16 protein-coding genes and 2 tRNA genes are annotated in these 19577 nt (G+C 65.3%); 10 read left to right on the top strand and 8 right to left on the bottom strand.

The window, feature by feature from the left end; translation table 11 throughout:
- Together Q0C59_RS11015 and Q0C59_RS11010 are read left to right on the top strand one after the other, a co-directional pair.
- Positions 1–1587, top strand: a 1587-nt coding sequence (locus Q0C59_RS11015; RefSeq protein WP_291215206.1) for an efflux RND transporter permease subunit, incomplete at its 5' end; no start/stop codon positions are given.
- A 1-nt stretch (position 1588) separates the two neighbouring features.
- Positions 1589–3022 (top strand): efflux transporter outer membrane subunit, encoded by a 1434-nt coding sequence (locus Q0C59_RS11010; RefSeq protein WP_291215203.1) that lies wholly within the window; start codon positions 1589–1591, stop codon positions 3020–3022.
- Positions 3023–3136: 114 nt separating this feature from the next.
- Here Q0C59_RS11010 and Q0C59_RS11005 read toward each other — a convergent pair whose 3' ends face one another.
- The 4 genes from Q0C59_RS11005 to earP form a co-directional block, all read right to left on the bottom strand.
- Positions 3137–4006, bottom strand: coding sequence for a TIGR00730 family Rossman fold protein (locus Q0C59_RS11005; protein ID WP_291215202.1), 870 nt, complete (start codon positions 4004–4006; stop codon positions 3137–3139).
- A 40-nt stretch (positions 4007–4046) separates the two neighbouring features.
- Positions 4047–4925, bottom strand: coding sequence for an AEC family transporter (locus Q0C59_RS11000; RefSeq protein ID WP_291215200.1), 879 nt, complete (start codon positions 4923–4925; stop codon positions 4047–4049).
- A 71-nt stretch (positions 4926–4996) separates the two neighbouring features.
- Positions 4997–5551 carry an elongation factor P gene (efp, locus tag Q0C59_RS10995; RefSeq protein ID WP_069046854.1) on the bottom strand — a complete coding sequence of 185 codons (555 nt, stop codon included), beginning with the start codon at positions 5549–5551 and terminating at the stop codon, positions 4997–4999.
- A 166-nt stretch (positions 5552–5717) separates the two neighbouring features.
- Entirely contained in the window at positions 5718–6779 is a 1062-nt protein-coding gene (gene earP / locus Q0C59_RS10990; protein ID WP_407066555.1) for an elongation factor P maturation arginine rhamnosyltransferase EarP, read from the bottom strand.
- A gap of 50 nt (positions 6780–6829) precedes the next feature.
- Here earP and uvrC point away from each other — a divergent pair, with 50 nt between their 5' ends.
- Positions 6830–8914, top strand: coding sequence for an excinuclease ABC subunit UvrC (gene uvrC / locus Q0C59_RS10985; RefSeq protein ID WP_407066554.1), 2085 nt, complete (start codon positions 6830–6832; stop codon positions 8912–8914).
- A 9-nt stretch (positions 8915–8923) separates the two neighbouring features.
- Here the strand turns inward: uvrC and Q0C59_RS10980 are convergent, their stop codons facing one another.
- On the bottom strand, positions 8924–9544 hold the full coding sequence (locus Q0C59_RS10980) for a toxin-activating lysine-acyltransferase (protein ID WP_291215192.1): 621 nt from the start codon (positions 9542–9544) through the stop codon (positions 8924–8926).
- Positions 9545–9812: 268 nt separating this feature from the next.
- On the opposite strand from Q0C59_RS10980, the gene pgsA reads away from it, so the two are divergent.
- Both pgsA and Q0C59_RS10970 read left to right on the top strand, forming a co-directional pair.
- Positions 9813–10382: a CDP-diacylglycerol--glycerol-3-phosphate 3-phosphatidyltransferase gene (gene pgsA, locus Q0C59_RS10975; protein WP_291215189.1), complete on the top strand. Its 570-nt coding sequence runs from the start codon at positions 9813–9815 to the stop codon at positions 10380–10382.
- Positions 10383–10392: 10 nt separating this feature from the next.
- A complete protein-coding gene (locus Q0C59_RS10970) occupies positions 10393–11283 on the top strand; it encodes a DMT family transporter (RefSeq protein ID WP_291215186.1) in 891 nt (296 codons plus the stop codon).
- Positions 11284–11317: 34 nt separating this feature from the next.
- Here Q0C59_RS10970 and Q0C59_RS10965 read toward each other — a convergent pair whose 3' ends face one another.
- The 3 genes from Q0C59_RS10965 to Q0C59_RS10955 form a co-directional block, all read right to left on the bottom strand.
- A complete protein-coding gene (locus Q0C59_RS10965) occupies positions 11318–14023 on the bottom strand; it encodes a GNAT family N-acetyltransferase (RefSeq protein WP_291215184.1) in 2706 nt (901 codons plus the stop codon).
- Positions 14024–14048: 25 nt separating this feature from the next.
- Positions 14049–14447, bottom strand: coding sequence for a hypothetical protein (locus tag Q0C59_RS10960; RefSeq protein ID WP_291215181.1), 399 nt, complete (start codon positions 14445–14447; stop codon positions 14049–14051).
- A 139-nt stretch (positions 14448–14586) separates the two neighbouring features.
- Entirely contained in the window at positions 14587–15552 is a 966-nt protein-coding gene (locus tag Q0C59_RS10955) for a LysR substrate-binding domain-containing protein (RefSeq protein ID WP_291215179.1), read from the bottom strand.
- Between the two features lie 92 nt (positions 15553–15644).
- Between Q0C59_RS10955 and Q0C59_RS10950 the strand changes: the two genes are divergently transcribed.
- The 5 genes from Q0C59_RS10950 (at position 15645) to Q0C59_RS10930 (ending at position 19508) form a co-directional block, all read left to right on the top strand.
- Positions 15645–16736: a tartrate dehydrogenase gene (locus Q0C59_RS10950; RefSeq protein WP_291215177.1), complete on the top strand. Its 1092-nt coding sequence runs from the start codon at positions 15645–15647 to the stop codon at positions 16734–16736.
- A 253-nt stretch (positions 16737–16989) separates the two neighbouring features.
- On the top strand, positions 16990–17262 hold the full coding sequence (locus tag Q0C59_RS10945; protein WP_291215209.1) for an HU family DNA-binding protein: 273 nt from the start codon (positions 16990–16992) through the stop codon (positions 17260–17262).
- A gap of 22 nt (positions 17263–17284) precedes the next feature.
- Positions 17285–17360 (top strand) — tRNA-Val (locus tag Q0C59_RS10940).
- 88 nt (positions 17361–17448) lie between these two features.
- Complete coding sequence (locus tag Q0C59_RS10935) at positions 17449–19371, top strand: SurA N-terminal domain-containing protein (RefSeq protein WP_291215175.1); 1923 nt, start codon at positions 17449–17451, stop codon at positions 19369–19371.
- Positions 19372–19432: 61 nt separating this feature from the next.
- A tRNA-His gene (locus Q0C59_RS10930) sits at positions 19433–19508 on the top strand.
- The last annotated feature ends 69 nt before the right edge of the window (positions 19509–19577 follow it).

Here is a 19577-nt window from a genome sequence, read left to right as displayed (position 1 = left end):
CGCACCGCCAAGGGCTACGAAGGGGGTGTGGCCAAGCTGCTGCCGCGCGCTGGCCGCACGCTGGTGATCTACCTGGCCATCGTCGCTGCGGCGGTGGTGGTCTACATGCGCCTGCCCACTTCGTTCCTGCCCGGTGAAGACCAGGGCACGATGCTGGTCAACGTGCAACTGCCCCCTGGCGCTACCCAAGAGCGCACGCTTGAGGTGATCAAGCAGGTGGAAGGCTTCATCCTCAAACAACCCGAAGTGCAGAGCATGGTTGGGGTGCTGGGTTTCAGTTTCTCCGGCCAGGGTCAGAACGCCGCGCTGGCCTTCATCACGCTCAAGGACTGGAAGGAGCGAACGGGCCCCAACAGCTCGGCCGAGGCCGTGGCGGGTCGTGCCTTTGGCGCGCTTTCGGGCGTGCGGGACGCCTTCATCTTCCCGCTGAGTCCGCCACCCATTCCGGAACTGGGTTCTTCGTCGGGCTTCAGCTTCCGTTTGCAAGACCGTGCAGGCTTGGGGCGCGAGGCCCTGCTCAGCGCACGCGGGCAGTTGCTCGGTCTGGCATCGCAAAGCAAGGTGCTCGCCCAGGTGCGCCCGGATGGCCTTGAAGACGCGCCCCAGCTGCAGATCGACATCGACCGCGACAAGGCCAACGCGCTGGGCGTGGGATTCGATGCGATCAACGCCGCCATTGGTACTGCATTGGGTTCGAGTTATGTGAACGACTTCCCCAACGCCGGTCGTTTGCAGCGTGTGGTGGTGCAGGCCGATGCGCCGGCCCGCATGCAGCCCGATGATCTGCTGCGGCTGAACGTGGTGAACAACAAGGCGCAGGCCGTGCCGCTGTCGGCGTTCGCCACCACCAAGTGGATCACCGGCCCGATGCAGACCGTGCGCTACAACGGCTACCCGTCCATGCGCATCAGCGGCAGTGCGGCGCCCGGCGCCAGCACGGGTGCCGCCATTGCCGAGATGGAACGGCTCGCGGCCCAGTTGCCGCAGGGCATCGGCTACGAGTGGACCGGCCAGACGCGCGAGGAAAAGCTCGCCGGCTCGCAGGCCATCATCCTGTACGCCTTCGCCATCCTGGCCGTGTTCCTGTGCCTGGCCGCGCTGTACGAGAGCTGGACCATTCCGCTGTCGGTGATCCTGGTGGTGCCGCTGGGTGTGATCGGTGTGTTGCTCGCCACCTTGCTGCGGGGGTACTCCAACGACGTGTACTTCCAGGTGGGGCTGATCACCATCATTGGCTTGTCGGCGAAAAACGCGATCCTGATCATCGAGTTTGCGAAAGACCTGCAGGCGCAGGGCAAGGGCGTGATCGAGTCCGCGCTGGCTGCGGCCCACCTGCGTTTCCGCCCCATCGTCATGACCTCGCTGGCCTTCACGCTGGGTGTGTTGCCACTGGCCCTGGCCTCTGGCGCAGGCTCGGCCAGCCAACGCGCCATCGGCACCGGCGTGATCGGCGGCATGCTCACCGGCACGGTGCTGGCGGTGGTGTTTGTGCCGATCTTTTTTGTGGTGGTGCGTACGCTGTTCAAAGGCAGCGAACGCCAGCACCGCCGCGACGCCGAACAGGCCGCACAGCATGGAGTGCATTGAAATGACCCACTTTCGCATTGGAGCCCTGAGCCTGGCGGTGCTGGCGCTGTCCGGTTGTTCTTTCACGCCCAAGTACGAGCGCCCGGCAGCCCCCGTGGCCGCCACGTTCCCCGATCAAATTGCCCCCGTGGCTGCGCAGACCGACAACATGGGCTGGCGGGAGTTCGTGGGCGACGAGCGCCTGCGTGACCTGATCTCGCTGGCGCTGGCCAACAACCGCGACCTGCGCGTGGCCACGCTCAACATCGAGCAGGTGCGTGCGCAGGTCCAAATCCGCCGCGCCGACCAGTTCCCCTCGGTGGGCCTGGCGGCCGCCGGCAACCGCCAGCCCGATGGCAGTGGCGGCATCGCCAACACCTACAGCGTGGGCCTGGCCCTGAGCAGTTGGGAGATCGATTTCTTCGGCCGCATCGGCAGCCTCAAAGAAGCGGCACTGGCCCAGTACCTTGCCAGCGAAGAAGCCCGCAATGCCGCGCAAACCAGCCTGGTGGCGGCTGTGGCCAGCACCTGGCTGAGCCTGCAGACCAGCAACGAGCTGCTGGCCTTGATCGAGCGCACCGCGGCCACCCGGCAGGACTCGCTGCGCCTGAGCAAGCTGCGCTTCGACAACGGCGCGACCTCCGCACTGGACCTGCGCCAGGCCGAGTCGCTGACCGCTGCGGCGCAATCGGCACTGGCCCAGCAGCGCAGGGCGCGCGCGCTCGACCTGAATGCGCTCACGCTGCTGGTGGGGCAGGCGCCACCGGCCGCGCTGCTGCCCGCGCCACCCACGATGCCCGAGGCCGTCACGGCCAACGGTGCGGTGGCTGTTCCCGTGGCGCCTGTGCCTGCTGCGGCGATGCTGCGCGAGGTGCCGGCCGGCCTGCCGTCCGACCTGCTCACGCGCCGCCCGGACATCCGCCAGGCCGAGCAGCAGCTGATTGCGGCCAACGCCAACATCGGCGCGGCCCGCGCGGCATTCTTCCCGCGCATCTCGCTCACCGCCAGCGCGGGCACGGCCAGCAGCAGTCTTTCGGGTTTGTTTGAAAGCGGCTCGTGGGGCTTCACGCTCGCGCCACAGGCGCTGTTGCCGATCTTCGATGCGGGCCGCAACAACGCCAACCTCGGCTCGGCCAAGGCCGCGCGCGACATCGCGCTGGCACAGTACGAAAAAGCGATCCAGAGCGCGTTCCGCGAAGTGGCCGATGCCCTGGCCGGCAGCGCCACACTGGGCGACCAGCTCACGGCCCAGCAGGTGCAGGCCACGGCCGAGGCCGAACGTTTCCGGTTGGCCGAGCTGCGTTACCGCAACGGCGTGTCGAGTTTTCTGGACGTGCTGGACGCTCAGCGTTCGCTGTTCACGACGCAGCAGGCGCTGGCGCAGACGCGATTGGCGCAGCAGCAGAACCAGGTGGCTTTGTACAAAGCCCTTGGAGGCGGCTGGACAGTGGAGTGAACCCCCTGCGCCGCTGACGCGGCTTCCCCCTGACAGGGGGACAACGCCTGCGGCCCGGCAAAGCCGGTTCCGCGCGTTCTGGACGGGTGAGTGGCGCGCGAAGCAGGTGAGCGTTTACGTCTTCAGGTCGTAGAACCGCACGATGTGATCCCATGCGGTCTGTGGATCGTCCACGTACTGGAACAGCTCCAGATCGTCGGGGGAGATCGCGCCTTCTTCCACCAGCACATCGAGGTTGATCAGGCGCTTCCAGTAGTCGGAGCCGAACAGCAGGATCGGCACCGGCTTGGCCTTCTTGCACTGCACCAGCGTGATCACCTCGAACAGCTCGTCGAGCGTGCCGAAGCCGCCGGGGAAGGCGAGCAGGGCCTTGGCGCGCATCATGAAATGCATCTTGCGCAGCGCGAAGTAGTGGAACTTGAAACTCAGCTCGGGTGACACATACGGGTTGGCCGCCTGCTCGTGCGGGAGTGCGATGTTCAGGCCCACGTTGAGCGCGCCTTCGTCGTGCGCGCCGCGGCTGGCCGCTTCCATGATGCCGGGGCCGCCACCGGTGCAGATGAAGAGCTGGTCGGCCTTGGGGCAGCTGGCGCTGTAGCGCGCCACGGTGCGGGCGAATTCACGGGCGTGGTCGTAGTAGGGCGCGTTGCGCACCATGGCTTTGGCCCTTGCGATGTCCGCTGCCTCGCCGCTGCGTTCGGCGCGCACCAGCATCTCTTGCGCTTCGCTGGCTTCGCGAAAGCGCGCGCTGCCGAAAACCACCACGGTGTTTTCGATGCCGGCGTCGCGCTGCGCCAGGTCGGGCTTGAGCATCTCCAGCTGAAAGCGGATGCCGCGCGTTTCGCGGCGCAGCAGGAATTCGGGGTCGGCAAAGGCCAGGCGGTAGGCGTCGGCGTGCAGGGGGTTGCCTTCGTTGGCTTGGGTTTGCAGCTCGGCCCAGGCATCGGCCAGGCGGCGTTCGTTGAGGTTTTGTTTGGTTTCCATGGGAGGCTCCTTGAATCGTCAGTGTGCGCTGTCTGTGTGACTACAGCCCGAGCGCCAGGGCCAGCGGCACGAACAGGATGGCCAGCGCATTGCCCAGCATGATCATGGCGCCGACCTTGTCGGGTTCCTGGTGGTAGCGCTCGGCCAGCATGAACTGCATCACGGCCGGAGGCAGTGCGGCAAAGAGCAGCAGCTGGCCGCGTGCCGCACCTTCCAGGCCGAGCGCCCAGGCCAGCGGAATGCCGATGGCCAGCCCGATGACGGGCCGCGCCAAAGCGCCGAGCAAACCCAGCGCGAGACCCGAGCGGGTGAGGGCGGTGAGCCGCACACCCAGCGCGAACAGCATCATGGGCAGCAGCGCGTCGCCCAGCAGCTTCAGACCGGAGAGCACCACGTCGGGCGGGCGGACGTCGGTGAGCGCGCTGATGAAGCCCAGCGCGGTGCCGATCATGAGCGGGCTGGTGAGCAGGTCGCGCGTGCGCGCCAGGCGGCTGGTGATGCGCGCGCCCAGCGAAAAATGCAGCAGGTTGCTCACCGAAAACAGCGCCACCGCCGCGCCGAAGTTGGCCGGACCGAAGGCCAGCAGGGCCAGCGGCAGGCCCATGTTGCCGCAGTTGTTGAACATGACCACCGGCACCAGCGTGCGCGGCTGTGCGCCGAAGGCCTTGGCCAGCGGCCAGGCCAGCAGACCACTGAGCAGGATGAGCACCGTGCCGCCGATCAGCAGCGCGGTGTGGTCGGCCATGCGGAAATCGCGCGAGGCCAGCGCCGAGTACACCAGCAGCGGCGCCAGCACGTCGAGTGCAATGCGGTTGAACACCGACATGTCGGGCACGCTGCGGCGCGCGTAGCCGTAGCCGATGGCCACGATCAGGAAGACCGGGATGATGACGTCGGTGATGCGGGCGATCAGGTCCATGGCGCGGGGTGTTGAGTGCAAACGAAAGAGGCTCCCGCAGGAGCCTCTTGAACCGGACGGTCAGCGTGTGATCAGACCCGTTTGCGGTACTCGCCGGTGCGGGTGTCGATCTCGATCTTGTCGTCTTGTGCCACGAAGAGCGGTACCGACACTTCAAAACCGGTGGCGATCTTGGCGGGCTTGAGCACCTTGCCGGACGTGTCGCCCTTCACAGCGGGTTCGGTCCAGGTGATCACGCGCTCGACGCTGGTGGGCAGTTCGACCGAGATGGCCTTGCCGTCGTAGAACACCACTTCCACGGTCATGCCGTCTTCGAGGTAATTCAGTGCGTCACCCATGTTCTCGGCTTCCACCTCGTACTGGTTGAAGTCGGCGTCCATGCACACGTACATCGGATCGGCGAAGTAGGAGTAGGTGCACTCCTTCTTGTCCAGGATGATCTGGTCCATCTTGTCGTCGGCCTTGCAAACGACTTCGGTGGCCATGTTGTTGAGCAGGGCCTTGAGCTTCAGGCGCACGGTGGCGGCACCACGGCCACCGCGGCTGTATTCGGTTTTCAGGACGATCATCGGGTCCTTGCCGTGCATGATGACGTTGCCGGCGCGGAGTTCTTGAGCGATTTTCATAAGGGTTCCAACGGTTGGGCCGCGTGCTCCCGGCGTGGGCTGGACACCCGGGAACTGAGCTGATGGCTGCGATCTGTGCGGCGAGGCAGACAGCTGGCGGAAGCGGTGACCGGCGTGTTGCCCGGGCCGGATTTCTGCAAAGCCTCGAATTTTATCGCCTTTTCCCTCATCGCTTCCCCCGGACGAAGCCGCTCAGCTGCGTGGCCAGGTCGGTCTGGGCCAGCAGGCGCTGCCGAGCGGCTTGCACGCACGCGCGCCATTCGCCCAACTCTGCGGTGTCGGGCCACACTGGGGCGGCGCTGCCGATTCCGTTCCAGATCCGGTGAAACACGCGAAGCGAGGCGGGGGCTTGAAGCCAGTCCAGGAAGGCTTCCAGCTTGGTGTGGTGCGCGTTGTCGTGCTGCGGGTAGATCTGCCAGACGAAGGGCTGGCCAGCCCAGAGCGCGCGCACCAGCGAGTCTTCGCCGCGCACGAAGTTGAGATCGCAGGCCCAGAGCAGGTGGTCGAACGCGGGCTGGGTCAGCAAGGGCAGGGGGTGCAACTGGCCCGCCGGTGCGGCCTGCGCAGCCCGCCAGGCGCGCCCAGGAGTGACCAGCCATTGCCAGGGCACCCGCGCCGCCTGCCGCAGCACCTCGGGCAGGACGGCCGGCTCGTAGCAGAACAGGCTGGCCCGGGGCGCCGAGGTCGGCACGCCCAGCCCCTGCAGCCAGACGTCGGCGTCGAACGCGGCCCGGCGCTGCAGCAGGTCGGGCTCGCGCAGCAGGCCGCCGGTGCGTTCCGTGAAACCAGGGTAGAAAAACCATTTGGTCAAGCCACGCAGCGGCCCGCTCATGACCGGCGAGGGCAGGCGGTGCGAGCGCTCCACATAGGGTTCGGCGCTGAGGTATTCGAGGTTGATCCACACCGGCGGGCGTGCACCGCCGGCCAGCCGCGTGGCCAGGTCGTCGATGCATTCGGGCGGGGGCTCGCAGCCAAAGGCTTCGATCCATACGTCGGCCAGGGGCAGGCTGGCCGGTTGGCCGGCGGGCAGTGGCATGGTCCAGTGCAGCACCTCGATGCCTTCCACCCGGCCGTCAAGCGCGCCGGGTGCCATCCAGTCCAGGGCCTGCGGATCGTCGAGCCACAGGCGCACGTGTTCGCCGCGCCGCGCGAGCTCGGCCGAGAGCCGCCAGCACACGCCCACGTCGCCGAAGTTGTCGATCACCCTGCAGAAAATGTCCCAACGCATGGCCGCCATTGTCGCGGCAAGGCTTTTCAGGCCGCGCACAATACGCGGCCATGTCCAGCACGCCCATCCCAGCCAGCCATTCCGATCAACTGCTCAGCGATGTGGCAGCACTCCCCGGGCTGCCCGGCGTCTACCGCTATTTCGATGCCCAGGGCCAGCTGCTCTACGTGGGCAAGGCGCGCAACCTGAAGAAGCGCGTGTCGAGCTACTTCCAGAAGAGCCACGACGGCACGCGCATTGGCCACATGATCAGCAAGATCGCGCGCATGGAGACCACGGTGGTGCGCTCCGAGGCCGAGGCCCTGCTGCTGGAAAACAACCTCATCAAGACGTTGAACCCCAGGTTCAACATCCTGTTCCGCGACGACAAAAGTTACCCCTACCTCAAGATCACCGGCACGCGTGAGACCTTCCGCACTTCGGCAAAGATGCCGGTGCCCTCGCTCGCGTTTCCACGCATGGCCTATTACCGCGGCGTGGTGGACCGGCGCCACAGCTATTACGGGCCTTACCCCAGCGCCTGGGCGGTCAAGGAATCCATCACGCTGCTGCAGAAGGTGTTTCGCCTGCGCACCTGTGAAGACACGGTGTTTGCCAACCGCACGCGGCCCTGCCTGCTGTACCAGATCAAGCGCTGCAGCGGCCCCTGCGTGGACCTGGTCGACAGCGAGGACTACGCGCGCGACGTGCAGGACGCCGAGCGATTCTTGCGCGGCGAGACGCAGGCCGTGCTCGATGCGCTGGAGCAGCGCATGCTGGCGCATGCCGAAAAACTCGAGTTTGAACAGGCCGCCGAGCTGCGCAACCAGATGACCGCGCTCTCGCGCGTGCTGCACCAGCAGACCATGGACAACCTGTCCGACAAGGACGTGGACGTGCTCGCGGTCAAGGTGCACGGCGGTCGCGCCTGCGTGAACCTGGCCATGGTGCGCGGCGGGCGCCACCTGGGCGACCGGCCGTACTTTCCTGCGCATGTGGACGACGCCACCGCGATCGACAACGCGCTTTCCGAAGAAGGCGATGCGCCCCCAGGTGATCCAGCCGAACGCGTGGCCGTACAGGTGCTCGAGGCGTTCATCGCCCAGCACTACCTGGGCATTGCCATGCCGCAGATCCTGGTGACCAGCCACGCAGTGGGTCGGCCGCTGCTGGATGCGCTCTCCGAGCAAACGGGCAACAAGGTGAACGCGGTGCACAACCCGCGCGAGCACCGCCGCATCTGGCTGGAGATGGCGCAGAAAAACGCCGACATCGCGCTGGCCCGATTGCTGGCCGAAGAGGGCAGCCAGCAGGCGCGCACCCGCGCGCTGGCCGACGCGCTGCAGCTGCCCGACGACCAGCTCGACACCCTGCGCATCGAATGTTTCGACATCTCGCACACGGCCGGTGAATCGACCCAGGCCTCGTGTGTGGTGTTCGAAGGCCACAAGATGCAGAACAGCCAGTACCGCCGCTACAAGATCGAAGGAATCACCGGCGGCGACGACTACGCGGCGATGAAACAGGTGCTGCTGCGGCGCTACGGCAAGATCGCCGAGGCGCTGCGCTCCGATGACGCGCCGCCTCCAGACCCCACCGTTCGGGCTGAGCCTGCCCTTCGACAGGCTCAGGACGATCGGAGTACTGATCAGGACGCTTCGGATGCTTTGTCTGCCGAGCCCACAGCCGAATCCATCACCGGCCCGCGCATGCCCGACCTGGTGCTGATTGACGGCGGCAAAGGGCAGGTGAGCATGGCGCGTGAGGTTTTCGAGCAACTCGGGCTGGACCTCTCTCTGATCGTGGGTGTGGAGAAGGGCGAGGGCCGCAAGGTCGGCCTGGAAGAGCTCGTGTTTGCCGACGGTCGCGAGAAGGTCTACCTCGGCCACGACTCGGCTGCGCTGATGCTGGTGGCGCAGATCCGCGACGAGGCCCACCGCTTTGCCATCACCGGCATGCGCGCCCAGCGCGCCAAGGTGCGCACCGGCGGCAGCAAACTCGAAGACATCCCGGGTGTGGGCCCGAAAAAGCGGGCGCGTCTGCTGCAGCGCTTTGGGGGTGTGCGTGGCGTGGCTTCAGCCAGCGTCGACGATCTCTGCACCGTAGAGGGCATTTCGGCCGAGCTGGCCGATGTGATCTACCGAGCCCTGCACTGATCCCGGTGTTCAGGTGAACGCACTGCCCTGCACACCATGGTGAAGCAGTTCGGCCGGTACGGTGGGCTCCCAGTGCGAGGCGCTGGGGAGCGACGGCGTGCTTCTGGGGCCGCTCAGGATCGGGCGTTCCGCCCACCAGGCCCGCGCCGCGTCACCCGAGCAGGTGTCGCCCAGCCAGGTCTTGACCTGGCTCGCGTTCCATTGTGGGTGCCGTTGCAGGCTGCGTGCGGTCTGGCGTGCGAACAGTTCCAGCATGCGGTGGCGCAACTGCAGCGATTGACCGAACGGTGAGACCCAATCGATCAGCCAGAGCCGGTCGCCGCTGCGCCAGTCGGCGCTCGCCAAGGGGGCTGTGGGGTCCTTGATGTACCGGCTCTCGGCCGGGGCGTTCAGGCAGGCGTAGAGCAGCAAGGCCACCGGGTCGCGCTGGTTGTTGTGTTGGCCGGTGCAGACCAGCACATACTGACCTTGCCGGATCGGCTCCAGCAGGCGCTTGTCCAGGTTCTTGATGGTGAGTTGCCGGTGGCGGGGCACTTGCATCCAGAGCCACACGGCCGCGCCGAATGCCTCGCTGATTCGATTGGCCTGTCCGGTGAGTTGCGGGGCTTGAAGGTGGTGCGTGGTCTGCATGGTCCGGCTCCTTTTCGGGTTCGAGTTCCGCGGTGCGCGGGCGGTTTCAAATTGGATTCCAAAGGACTCATTTGATGGAGTCAATTCTCTTTCAGGTAGTTGTTTGGAATTCGTTGTTGAGCGAGAAAGACAGCAGGAAGTCGGTGTCTCCGTGAGAAAGTCCGCGAGCCTGATCCTGGTCGGCAGCCAAGCCGGAGCGCCCGGCGGGTTCAAGGCCTGCGAATGGCAACCCATTTGGGCCCTGGGACCCAGCCCGCATAATCGCGCCATGTTTTTCAACCTCCCCACCCTGCTCACCTGGGCACGTATCGTGGCCATCCCGCTGATCGTGGGGGTGTTCTATCTGGAAAACTTGAGCGTGGCGCAGCAGAACCTGACCGCCACGGTCATGTTTGTCGTGTTCGCGCTGACCGACTGGGCCGACGGTTACCTGGCCCGCAAGCTCAACCAGACCTCGGCCTTCGGCGCCTTTCTCGATCCGGTGGCCGACAAGTTTCTGGTGTGTGCGGCGCTGCTGGTGCTGGTGCACCTGGACCGCGCCGACGTGTTCGTCGCGCTCATCATCATTGGCCGTGAAATCGCCATCTCGTCGCTGCGCGAGTGGATGGCCATCATCGGCGCGACCAAAAGCGTGGCCGTGCACATGATCGGCAAGGTCAAGACCACCGTGCAGATGGTGGCCATTCCGTTCCTGCTGTTCGACGGCAACCTGTTCAAGCTGATCGACACCCATCTCTGGGGCACCTGGCTGATCTGGATCTCGGCGATCCTGACGGTCTGGTCGATGGTGTATTACCTGCAGAAGGCCATTCCCGAGATCCGCGCCAAGTCGCGCTGAGGCTTTGGCGATGCAATCCCCGACGCAAGACAACGCGTGGCTGCGCGCCATGCCCTGGGTGTTCGTGTTGATCTGGAGCACCGGCTTCATCGTGGCGCGCTACGGCATGCCCTATGCGCCACCCATGAAGTTTCTGGCGGTGCGCTACGCGTTGTCCATTGCCTGTTTCCTACCCTGGATTTTGCTGGCCGGTGTGAAGTGGCCGACCACCCGCACGCAGTGGCTTCACCTCGCGGTCACGGGTGTTTTCATGCACGCGGGTTACCTGGGCGGCGTCTGGGTCGCGGTCAAGGCGGGCATGGGATCGGGGCTGTCTTCGCTCATCGTCGGCCTGCAGCCGGTGCTCACGGCCATCTGGCTCTCGGGAACTGGCTCGAAGGTGAGCAAGCGCCAATGGCTCGGTCTGGTGCTGGGCTTTGCCGGCCTGGTGTTGGTGGTGTCGCGCAAGTTTGGCGCGGGTGGCCCGGGCGATCAGGCCACCTGGTTCAACCTGTCCATGGCGCTCATGGCGCTGTTCTCCATCACGATCGGAACGCTCTACCAGAAGCGCTTTGTCGCGGCGTGCGATGTGCGCACCGCCAATGCGGTGCAACTGCTCGCTGCCTTGCTGGTCACGCTGCCGCTGACCCTGCTGGAGGTCGAGGCCATGCAATGGAATGGCCAGCTGATGGGGGCCATGGCGTGGTCGGTGCTGGGCCTCACTTTGGGCGGCAGTTCGCTGCTGTACATGCTGATCCAGCGCGGCGCGGCGGCCAGTGTCACCAGCCTGATGTACCTGGTGCCGCCGTGCACCGCGTTGATCGCGTGGGTGCTGTTTGCAGAGCCCATCACCGCCGTCACCCTGGCGGGCACCGCGCTCACCGCCTTCGGAGTGAGCCTGGTGGTGCGCGCGGCGCGCTGAAGGCGCGCCGCGCGTTTGCTGCGAACCCGTCGGGCTACTTTTTGGCCCAGGCCGAACTGAGGTGCAGGTGCGTGGCCTCCAGCAGATGGCTGGCGCCATCGGCTTCCGGCAATGCCATTTCAATGATCAGCGTGCCGGGGTACCTGCCGGTCGTGACCGGGTTGCCGATGGAGGCCAGCAGTTTCGGCGAGCCCTGGTTTTCGGTGTCGTACTGCGCCACCAGCAGCCGCATGCCGCGGTTGCGCGCCCGGCACATGGCCCACTGCATCGCCAGTTTGGCCACGCCCTTGCGGCGCTGGGCCGGCACCACGCTGAAGCCCACATCCACCGCTGGCCCGTCCTTGCCCACCGGGAAGCACATCAGGCCGAGTCCCACCATGGTCTTGCCGGTCGGGTCAAAGACGCCGAAGTGTATGGCTGTGAGCGGTGGAGCGAAAATTCGTTGCAAGACCCGGTCGAGCGCCTTTTCACCAAAGCGCAGGTAACGATCCTCGTCGCTCAGGGCGGTTACGTGTGCTTCGATCAACGCCTTGTCCGCTTCGGGGGACAGTTCGTGCACCACCCACGCGGGCGAGGGCAATGGTGTCGGTTTGGGGCCGAGCATGTCGATGAAGGTCTGCTCGTTTTTCTGGATGGCCTGCGCCAGCCGGGCATCGCCGTCCTGGCGTGCCTTGGCGTCGGCGGCCGGGTCTTTGGGCGGGTAGCGGTCCACATCGGGTGGATAGGTGCCCGGCGTTCCCGGTGCGGCGTTCGACCAGCCGCTCAGTTGCCCCAGTGCCAGGAACGACGCGGCATGGCGCTCCACGCTTTGTTTCTCCTTGTTGTAGATGAAGCCACCGCGGAGCATGCGGTCGAGCACCAAGGGGTCGGTGTTGGGCATGAGGCCACTGTTCAGCAGAATGGCGGCCACCTCGCGCAAGTCCATCTCTTCATGGTGGGTCACACCTTGCAGGGCCTGAGCGCGCCCCGCCAGCAGCGCACGCAGCGTCAGGCGGGCGCAGTTGTTGGTGTAGACACCCGGGCTGAACTCGCCGTGGGCGCCCGGTGGTGGCAACTTGGGATGCAGCGCCATGGCACGGTCGCTGCGCAACATGGCCAGCTTCAGGGGCGTGAGGTGCAGCTTCCCGGTCTTGACGGAAGCGGCCAGTTCGGCCAGCTTCTGGTTCGGGTCCACTCCGTAGAGCCATTGGCGCCCGAGCGGGCTCTGCCCCTGCGCCGCGAGCTGCACGTTGAACGCCTCGAACGCATCGAAGTCGTCGAGCACAGTGAATGTCGCCATGGGCGGCCCCGAGGCGGCGTAGGACTTGACGATGGGGCATTCGTCGCGTCTCAAGCCAGTCGCGCCCGATCGGTTCTGCACGCGGTTGTGCAGATCGACCGTGTTGTAGCTGCAGGCGGGAATGCCTGCGGTGCCGATGGCCAGTCCATCTTCCATGACGGGCTTGGCGCCAAAAGGGATGGACTCGTGGTGCGAGATGGACACCCGGCCTGAGGTGGAAAAACCGATGGCAGACACATGTGTGATACGGCCCGGGTAGGTGTCCTTGTGGTACATCACGGCGGCCACGCCCTGGCGTCCCGTGCACTGGGACAGCCGTTCGCCCAACGCCTTGAACCAGTGGCTGCCCCAGGCCAGATCCTTGGGCGACGCAAAGAGGTCGTCGAAGATGGAATCGTCCTCGTGCAGGGCTTTTGCGATCGCGTCGAAAACCTCGGAATGGCCACCGAAGGCTTTGGCGAACGGGGCGTGGTTGGACGACTTGCGAAAGGCGGCCAGCTTGTCTTTGTTCAGTTCGTCCTGGGTGGACTGGCTGTCGCCGAGCAGGGATCCCCACGCCTCTTCTTCCGCCGTCAGTTCGCGCGCTGGCGCCGGCGGTTGTTTCCCGGCACCCGGTGTCGCTGACTCTGCTGGTTTGTACGGGGGGGCAGCAAACGAGAGAAAACCGTCGCTGCCCCGCTTGAAGTTGGCGACCGCCAGTTCAACCAGGTCTTGCGGTTGTTTCACGAATCCGAGCTGGTACAGGAATGCCTGCAGGCCGGGGGTGTCGGGTGCTTCATAGCGGGCCAGGGCCGCCAGGCAGCGGGCGATGAAGTCGCAACAGTTGTCCGCGCCGGCGGGCGCAACACCTGTGGTGAAGAACTGCGTGAATTCGTCGATCGTCCACAGGGCGTCCGGCGGAGCCTTGGACGCGCCGCCCAGGGAGTAGTTGCGCCGCAACTGTTCGTTGGCGATCTGCAGCAGAAGGGCCACGTGGGCCGGGCGAAGTTCGCCGAGGTCGCGCTCCTCGACGGTCTTGCCTTTGATGGCGAAGTAGTCGGCGTACCACGGCTGCGCCTTGTATTCAATGTTGTGGTAATCCACGCCCATGCTGCTCAGCGTCTTGAAGGTGCGTTGGAGGCTTTCAGCATGCTTCAATTCCGGGGCATGCCCCAGGGTCAGATGGGCGTCCAGACCCAGGTCTGCGAGTACCTTCGACAGATTGGGGTGGTCCTTGGTGTCCGGGCCGACGAGGGACTTCGCGATGGTGGTCTCTGCCCGTGAAAAGACCAGGTCCACGTGGCCCGGGAAAAAGGCGGTGACGGAGCCGGCTTGGTCGATCTCCTTCCTCGTGGGCTTCTGGCGTATGTGGATGTAGCGCGCGGACGTCACCGGTCTGACCGGGCGCACGAACTTTTCCTTGGTGTAGTTCGTGAGCTTGGAGGCTTCAATGATCTTCTCGATGTGGGGATTTCTGTACATGGTGTGCTCCTGTTGCCATTGACCGTCACTGCGTGGCCAGTTGCAACTGGGTCTTGGCCACCGCCACCGTGCGCACGATGGCGGTGGCCAGGTCGGGGCCCTTCATGGGCGTGGCGCCCACATGCAGGTGCGCCCGGTAGCTCACGGTGCCACTGTCTTTCCACTTGCAGAAACAGCCCAGGCCGTCGGCCTGGGCTGGCAAGGCGGCATTGGCCCAGAGCAACTGGCGTTCAATGTCCAGCGACGCGGCGCCCAGATCGACGTAGAGGAACAGGGTGTCGGGGGCCTGCGCTTCGTCGAACAGCACACCGACGGTGTGGCCTTCAACGTCGACGTGGTTCGCCATGTCGTCCGGCTTCAAGTCCGAGAGGCCGACCGACTTGTAGAAGTCGGTGACGAGGTTGAGATAGTCCTGCTTTTTCATGCGGTTCTCCTGTGAATGTGTGATCCTGAAATGGGGCGATGGCGTCATCGACCGGGCGCAGCGCGCAAGGTCGATGAACGCGATTCAGTCTAGGAACACAGGGGCTGTCAGGCCATACGGTCACGGCCGCAGAACAGCGTCAGCGCGGCTTGCCAGGGTGCTTGGACCTGCGTGGGCGCACGGGCTTCCATGGTTCGTGGCGGAAGCGCTCGACCAGAAAGTCCACCAGCAGGCGAATGCGCCGCGGCGTCTGGGGCCGGTAGGGCGCGAGCCAGTGGATGTCGGCGTCCGGCATGGCGTGATCGGGCAACACCCGCAGCAGGTCGCCACTGTCCAGCTGGGGGGCGACGTCCCACAGGCTGCGCAGCATGATGCCGTGGCCGGCCAGGCACCAGTCGCGCACCATCTCGCCCGAGTTGCTGGAGAGTGGTCCGTTCACCGGCACGTGTTTCACCTGCGCATCACCCGAACGCTGCAGGCGCCAATGGTCAAAGCGTTGACCTGGTCCGCCGCCGTTTTCGCGCACCACCAGACAGGCATGCTTCTCAAGCTCCTGCAGGGAGACCGGTGAACCGTGTCGCTGCACGTAGTCGGGTGCGGCCACCAACACCCGCTGGTTGCCGGCGAGCCGGCGCGACACCCATTCCGCCGCGCGCTCGCTCGGCGCGTTCCAGAGCCAGATGGCGCCGTCAAACCCCTCCACCGCGAGGTCGGGCAGTTGTTCGGTGAGCTGCAGTTGCACTTGCACGCCGGGGTGCAATGCCTGGAATGCGGCCAAGGCCGGCCCGACCCAGAGACGACCGAAACCGAAGGTGGCCGCCATGCGGATTGGCCCGGCCGGCTCGGCCTGGCGCTCGCGCAGCTCGGCCTCCACTTCGTCGAACGCGCGCAGCAAGTGCACAGCGTGCTCGCACAGCGCATCACCTTCGGCCGTGGGGCTCACGCGCCGGGTGGTGCGCTGGAACAGGCGCAGGCCCAGAGCCGCCTCCAGCGCAGCCAGACGTTTGGTCACGGCCGAGGGCGCCACGCGCAGCGCGCGTGCCGCCATCACCAGGCTGCCTTGCTGGCGCACGGCGAGGACAAGCTCAAGATCGGGACGGTCCAATTGTTTCCTTTTTGGAACGAATCAATTGCCGGATTATTGCTGCAAGGCCGGCTATGCTGACAAGCTTCCAAGATCGATCACCAGGAGCATCCATGAGTCAACACCGCATCGCCGTCATCGCCGGAGACGGCATCGGAACCGAAGTCATGCCCGAGGGCATCCGCGTTCTGGAGACCGTTGCCACGAAGTTCGGGATCGACTTGCACTTCGACCACTTTGACTTTTCCAGCTGCGACTACTTCGAGCGCCACGGCAAGATGCTGCCCGACGACTGGAAAGACCAGATCGGTGGTCACGAGGCGATCTACTTTGGTGCGGTCGGCTGGCCCGACAAGGTGCCTGATCACATCTCGCTCTGGGGCTCGCTGCTGCTGTTCCGTCGCGAGTTCGATCAATACGTCAACGTGCGGCCTGCGCGCCTCATGCCCGGCGTGATTGCACCGGTGGTACGGCGCGACGGCAGCGCGCGCGCGCCCGGCGAGATCGACATGGTGATCGTGCGCGAGAACACGGAAGGCGAGTACTCCAGCATCGGGGGGCGCATGTACCCGGGTACCGAGCGCGAGATCGTGATGCAGGAAACCGTGATGTCGCGCATCGGTGTGGACCGCGTGTTGCGCTATGCGTTTGAGACCGCGCGCTCCCGCCCCAAGAAGCACCTGACCAGTGCCACCAAGAGCAACGGCATCGCGATCACCATGCCGTACTGGGACGAGCGCGTGGCCGAGATGGCCAAGGAGTATCCGGATGTGCGGGTGGACAAGTTCCACATCGACATCCTCACCGCGCACTTCGTGCAGCGCCCCGACTTCTTCGACGTGGTGGTGGGCAGCAACCTGTTCGGCGACATCCTGTCCGACCTCGGGCCAGCCTGCACCGGCACCATCGGCATTGCCCCCAGCGCCAACCTCAATCCCACGCGCCAACATCCGTCTCTGTTCGAGCCCGTACATGGATCGGCGCCGGACATCGCAGGCAAGGGCATTGCGAATCCGATTGGTCAGATCTGGTGCGGCGCTTTGATGCTCGACTTTCTGGGATACCGTGCGGCGCACGATGCGGTGATGAACGCCATCGAAGCGGTGTTGCAACCTGGCAGTGGCGCACCTCGCACGGCCGACCTGGGTGGTACAGCGAGCACCTCCGATGTGGGACGCGCGATTGCGCAGGTGATCAAGGGTTGATCCGGGGCGCTCCGCGCGTCGTCGGCGCTGTTGAAAGCGTCTAGAATCCTGCCTCTTGTGCCGTCGGGGTTGGGCGCGCGACCCTCGTGTATTGACAGGGGTTGCAGCCCATGGGTCTAATCACTTTTCGCGCGTCGTGGTCATCACCGCGTCCAGCGATCAACAGAACCAGTCCCACGGCAGCCAACCGCGCCGTTCCAGGACAAGCTTTGTACCTTCGGAACAACTCATCTCATTTCAAGAGGGGCCATTTGTGAACAAAACAGAACTCGTCGAGCACATCGCCAAGAATGCCGACATCTCCAAGGCAGCCGCCACACGCGCACTCGACTCGACCATCACCGCCATTCGCACCACGCTCAAGAAAGGCGGCACTGTGTCGCTCGTGGGCTTTGGCTCGTTTGCCGTGACCAAGCGCCCCGCCCGCAAGGGCCGCAACCCCCGCACCGGCGAAGAGATTAAAATCAAGGCCGCCAAGGTGCCGAAGTTCCGTCCGGGCAAGGCCCTCAAAGACGCGCTGAACTGAAGGTGACGCCCCTTTCCCGGTGGGGTGCTTAGCTCAGTTGGCAGAGCGGCTCCTTTACACGGAGTAGGTCGGCGGTTCGACCCCGTCAGCACCCACCACCATCAAAAAGGCGAACCCGGGTTCGCCTTTTTTGTTGCCGGCACCGGCAACACTTTTCAATCCATTTGAAGCAGCAGGGTTCCAGGCATGTTCGATACCATCCGCAACCACAAGAAGTACCTCATGGGCTTCTTGATGATCCTGATCATTCCTTCGTTCGTGCTGTTCGGCATCGAGGGGTACACCCGTTTCGATGGAACGGGCGAAGCCGTGGCAACCGTCAATGGCGAAGACGTAACCCAAGCCGAATGGGATCAGGCGCACCAGATCGAATCGCAGCGCCTGCGTGAAGCCATGCCCACGCTGGATGCACGTCTGCTCGACAGCCCTGAAGCGCGTTACGCCACTCTGGAGCGCCTGGTGCGCGACCGCGTGCTGGCCACCGCGGCACAGAAGCTGAACTTGTTCACCAGCGACCAACGCCTGGCCCGTGAACTCCAGCAGAACGAAGCCATTGCGGCCCTGCGCAAGCCCGATGGCTCGCTGGATGTGGATGCCTACCGCGTGCTGGTGGCCCGCCAGAACATGACGCCCGAAATGTTCGAAGCCCGCGTGCGCGCCGATTTGTCGCAGCGCCAGGTGTCGCAGGCCATCGTGGGTTCGGGCTTTGCCACTGCAGGCCTGGCCAATGTTTCACTCAACGCGTTCTTCGAGCGCCGCGACGTGCAGGTGGCCCGCTTCAACGCCACCGACTTTGCGGCTCGGGTGAAGCCGACCGATGCCGAAGTCGAAGCCTTCTACAACGCCAACGGGCCGCTGTTCCAGGCGCCCGAGCAAGCCGACATCGAGTACCTGGTGCTCGACGCCAGTGCCTTGCAGGCATCGCTCGCACTCAACGAAGCCGACGTCCGCGCCTACTACGACCAGAACGCCGGGCGACTGGCCGGCACCGAAGAGCGCCGCGCCAGCCACATCCTGCTGACCGTGCCTGCCGGCGCGCCCGCAGCCGACAAGGAGGCCGTTCGCGTCAAGGCCGCCGCCTTGCTGGAGCAGGTGCGCAAGAACCCGTCGGGTTTTGCCGAGGTGGCCAAGGCGAACTCACAAGACCCCGGCTCGGCCGTCAATGGCGGTGACCTCGACTTCTTTTCGCGCGGCGCCATGGTCAAGCCGTTCGAGGACGTGGTGTACGCCCTGCCGAAGGGCGGCATCTCCGATCTGGTGGAGACCGAGTTCGGCTTTCACATCATCCAGCTCACCGACATCAAGAGCCCGCCGCAGCGCAGCTTTGAGGCCATGAAGCCCGAGATCGAAGCCGAACTCAGGCAGCAGCAGGCGCAGAAACAGTTTGCGGAGGCCGCAGAGACCTTCAGCAACCTCGTGTACGAGCAGGCCGACAGCCTCAAACCAGCGGCAGACCGCCTCAAACTGGAGATTCGCACCGCCCAGGGCGTGCAACGCCAACCCCAGACCGCCGCCAGTGGCGTGCTGGCCAACGAGCGGCTGCTGGCCGCGGTGTTCGCGCCCGATGCGGTTGACCAGAAGCGCAACACCGAAGCCATCGAAACCGGTTCCAACCAGCTGGTGTCGGCGCGCGTGGTGAAACATTCACCGGCCCGCACGCGTCCGCTGGACGAAGTGCGCGAATCCGTGCGGGTTCGCCTGGTGGCGCAGCGCTCCGCCGAGCTCGCGCGCGAAGAGGGCGACAAACAATTGCAGGCCTGGAAGGCTGGTGGCGCAGCCACAGGGCTGTCCGCCGTCCAGACCGTCTCGCGCGAGAACCCGCAAGGCCTTCCCCAGACTGTGCTGGTGGCAGCGCTCAGCGCCGATCCCAAGAGCCTGCCCGCCTGGGTGGGCGTGCCGCTCGGCGCCGAGGGCTATGCGGTTGTGAAGGTCGAGAAGGTGCTGCCGCGCGAAACGCGCGAAGCGCAGGCACTGGATCAGGAAGTGCAGCAATACAGCCAGTGGTGGGCCACCGCGGAGAGCCTGGCCTACTACGAGACGCTCAAGGAACGATTCAAGGCCAAGATCCTGGTGGCCGAGCCCACCGCCGCTGCGGTGGCCACCCGCTGAGTATTCCCACCGCCGATCGAGCTGGGAGTTCGACACTTCGAGCTATAATCTGCGGCTTGCGGTGGCTGTAGCTCAGTTGGTAGAGTCCAGGATTGTGATTCCTGTTGTCGTGGGTTCGAGCCCCATCAGCCACCCCATATAGATCAACGACTTAGCCCGGTTTCGACCGGGCTTTTTCGTTTCTGTCGCCTTCCATATTCCCACCG

The organism is Hydrogenophaga sp., from assembly GCF_022844385.1.
Lineage (GTDB): Bacteria > Pseudomonadota > Gammaproteobacteria > Burkholderiales > Burkholderiaceae_C > Hydrogenophaga.
The sequence above is the reverse complement of the archived record's forward strand: the minus strand, read 5'-3'. Positions and strand labels throughout refer to the sequence as shown.

Bases quoted from the DNA above. Each gene is read 5' to 3' on its own strand.
- Q0C59_RS11010 (WP_291215203.1), top strand. From the start codon at position 1,589: ATGACCCACTTTCGCATTGGAGCCCTGAGCCTGGCGGTGCTGGCGCTG.
- Q0C59_RS11005 (WP_291215202.1), bottom strand. From the start codon at position 4,006: ATGGAAACCAAACAAAACCTCAACGAACGCCGCCTGGCCGATGCCTGG.
- Q0C59_RS11000 (WP_291215200.1), bottom strand. From the start codon at position 4,925: ATGGACCTGATCGCCCGCATCACCGACGTCATCATCCCGGTCTTCCTG.
- efp (WP_069046854.1), bottom strand. From the start codon at position 5,551: ATGAAAATCGCTCAAGAACTCCGCGCCGGCAACGTCATCATGCACGGC.
- earP (WP_407066555.1), bottom strand. From the start codon at position 6,779: ATGCGTTGGGACATTTTCTGCAGGGTGATCGACAACTTCGGCGACGTG.
- uvrC (WP_407066554.1), top strand. From the start codon at position 6,830: ATGTCCAGCACGCCCATCCCAGCCAGCCATTCCGATCAACTGCTCAGC.
- Q0C59_RS10980 (WP_291215192.1), bottom strand. From the start codon at position 9,544: ATGCAGACCACGCACCACCTTCAAGCCCCGCAACTCACCGGACAGGCC.
- pgsA (WP_291215189.1), top strand. From the start codon at position 9,813: ATGTTTTTCAACCTCCCCACCCTGCTCACCTGGGCACGTATCGTGGCC.
- Q0C59_RS10970 (WP_291215186.1), top strand. From the start codon at position 10,393: ATGCAATCCCCGACGCAAGACAACGCGTGGCTGCGCGCCATGCCCTGG.
- Q0C59_RS10965 (WP_291215184.1), bottom strand. From the start codon at position 14,023: ATGTACAGAAATCCCCACATCGAGAAGATCATTGAAGCCTCCAAGCTC.
- Q0C59_RS10960 (WP_291215181.1), bottom strand. From the start codon at position 14,447: ATGAAAAAGCAGGACTATCTCAACCTCGTCACCGACTTCTACAAGTCG.
- Q0C59_RS10950 (WP_291215177.1), top strand. From the start codon at position 15,645: ATGAGTCAACACCGCATCGCCGTCATCGCCGGAGACGGCATCGGAACC.
- Q0C59_RS10935 (WP_291215175.1), top strand. From the start codon at position 17,449: ATGTTCGATACCATCCGCAACCACAAGAAGTACCTCATGGGCTTCTTG.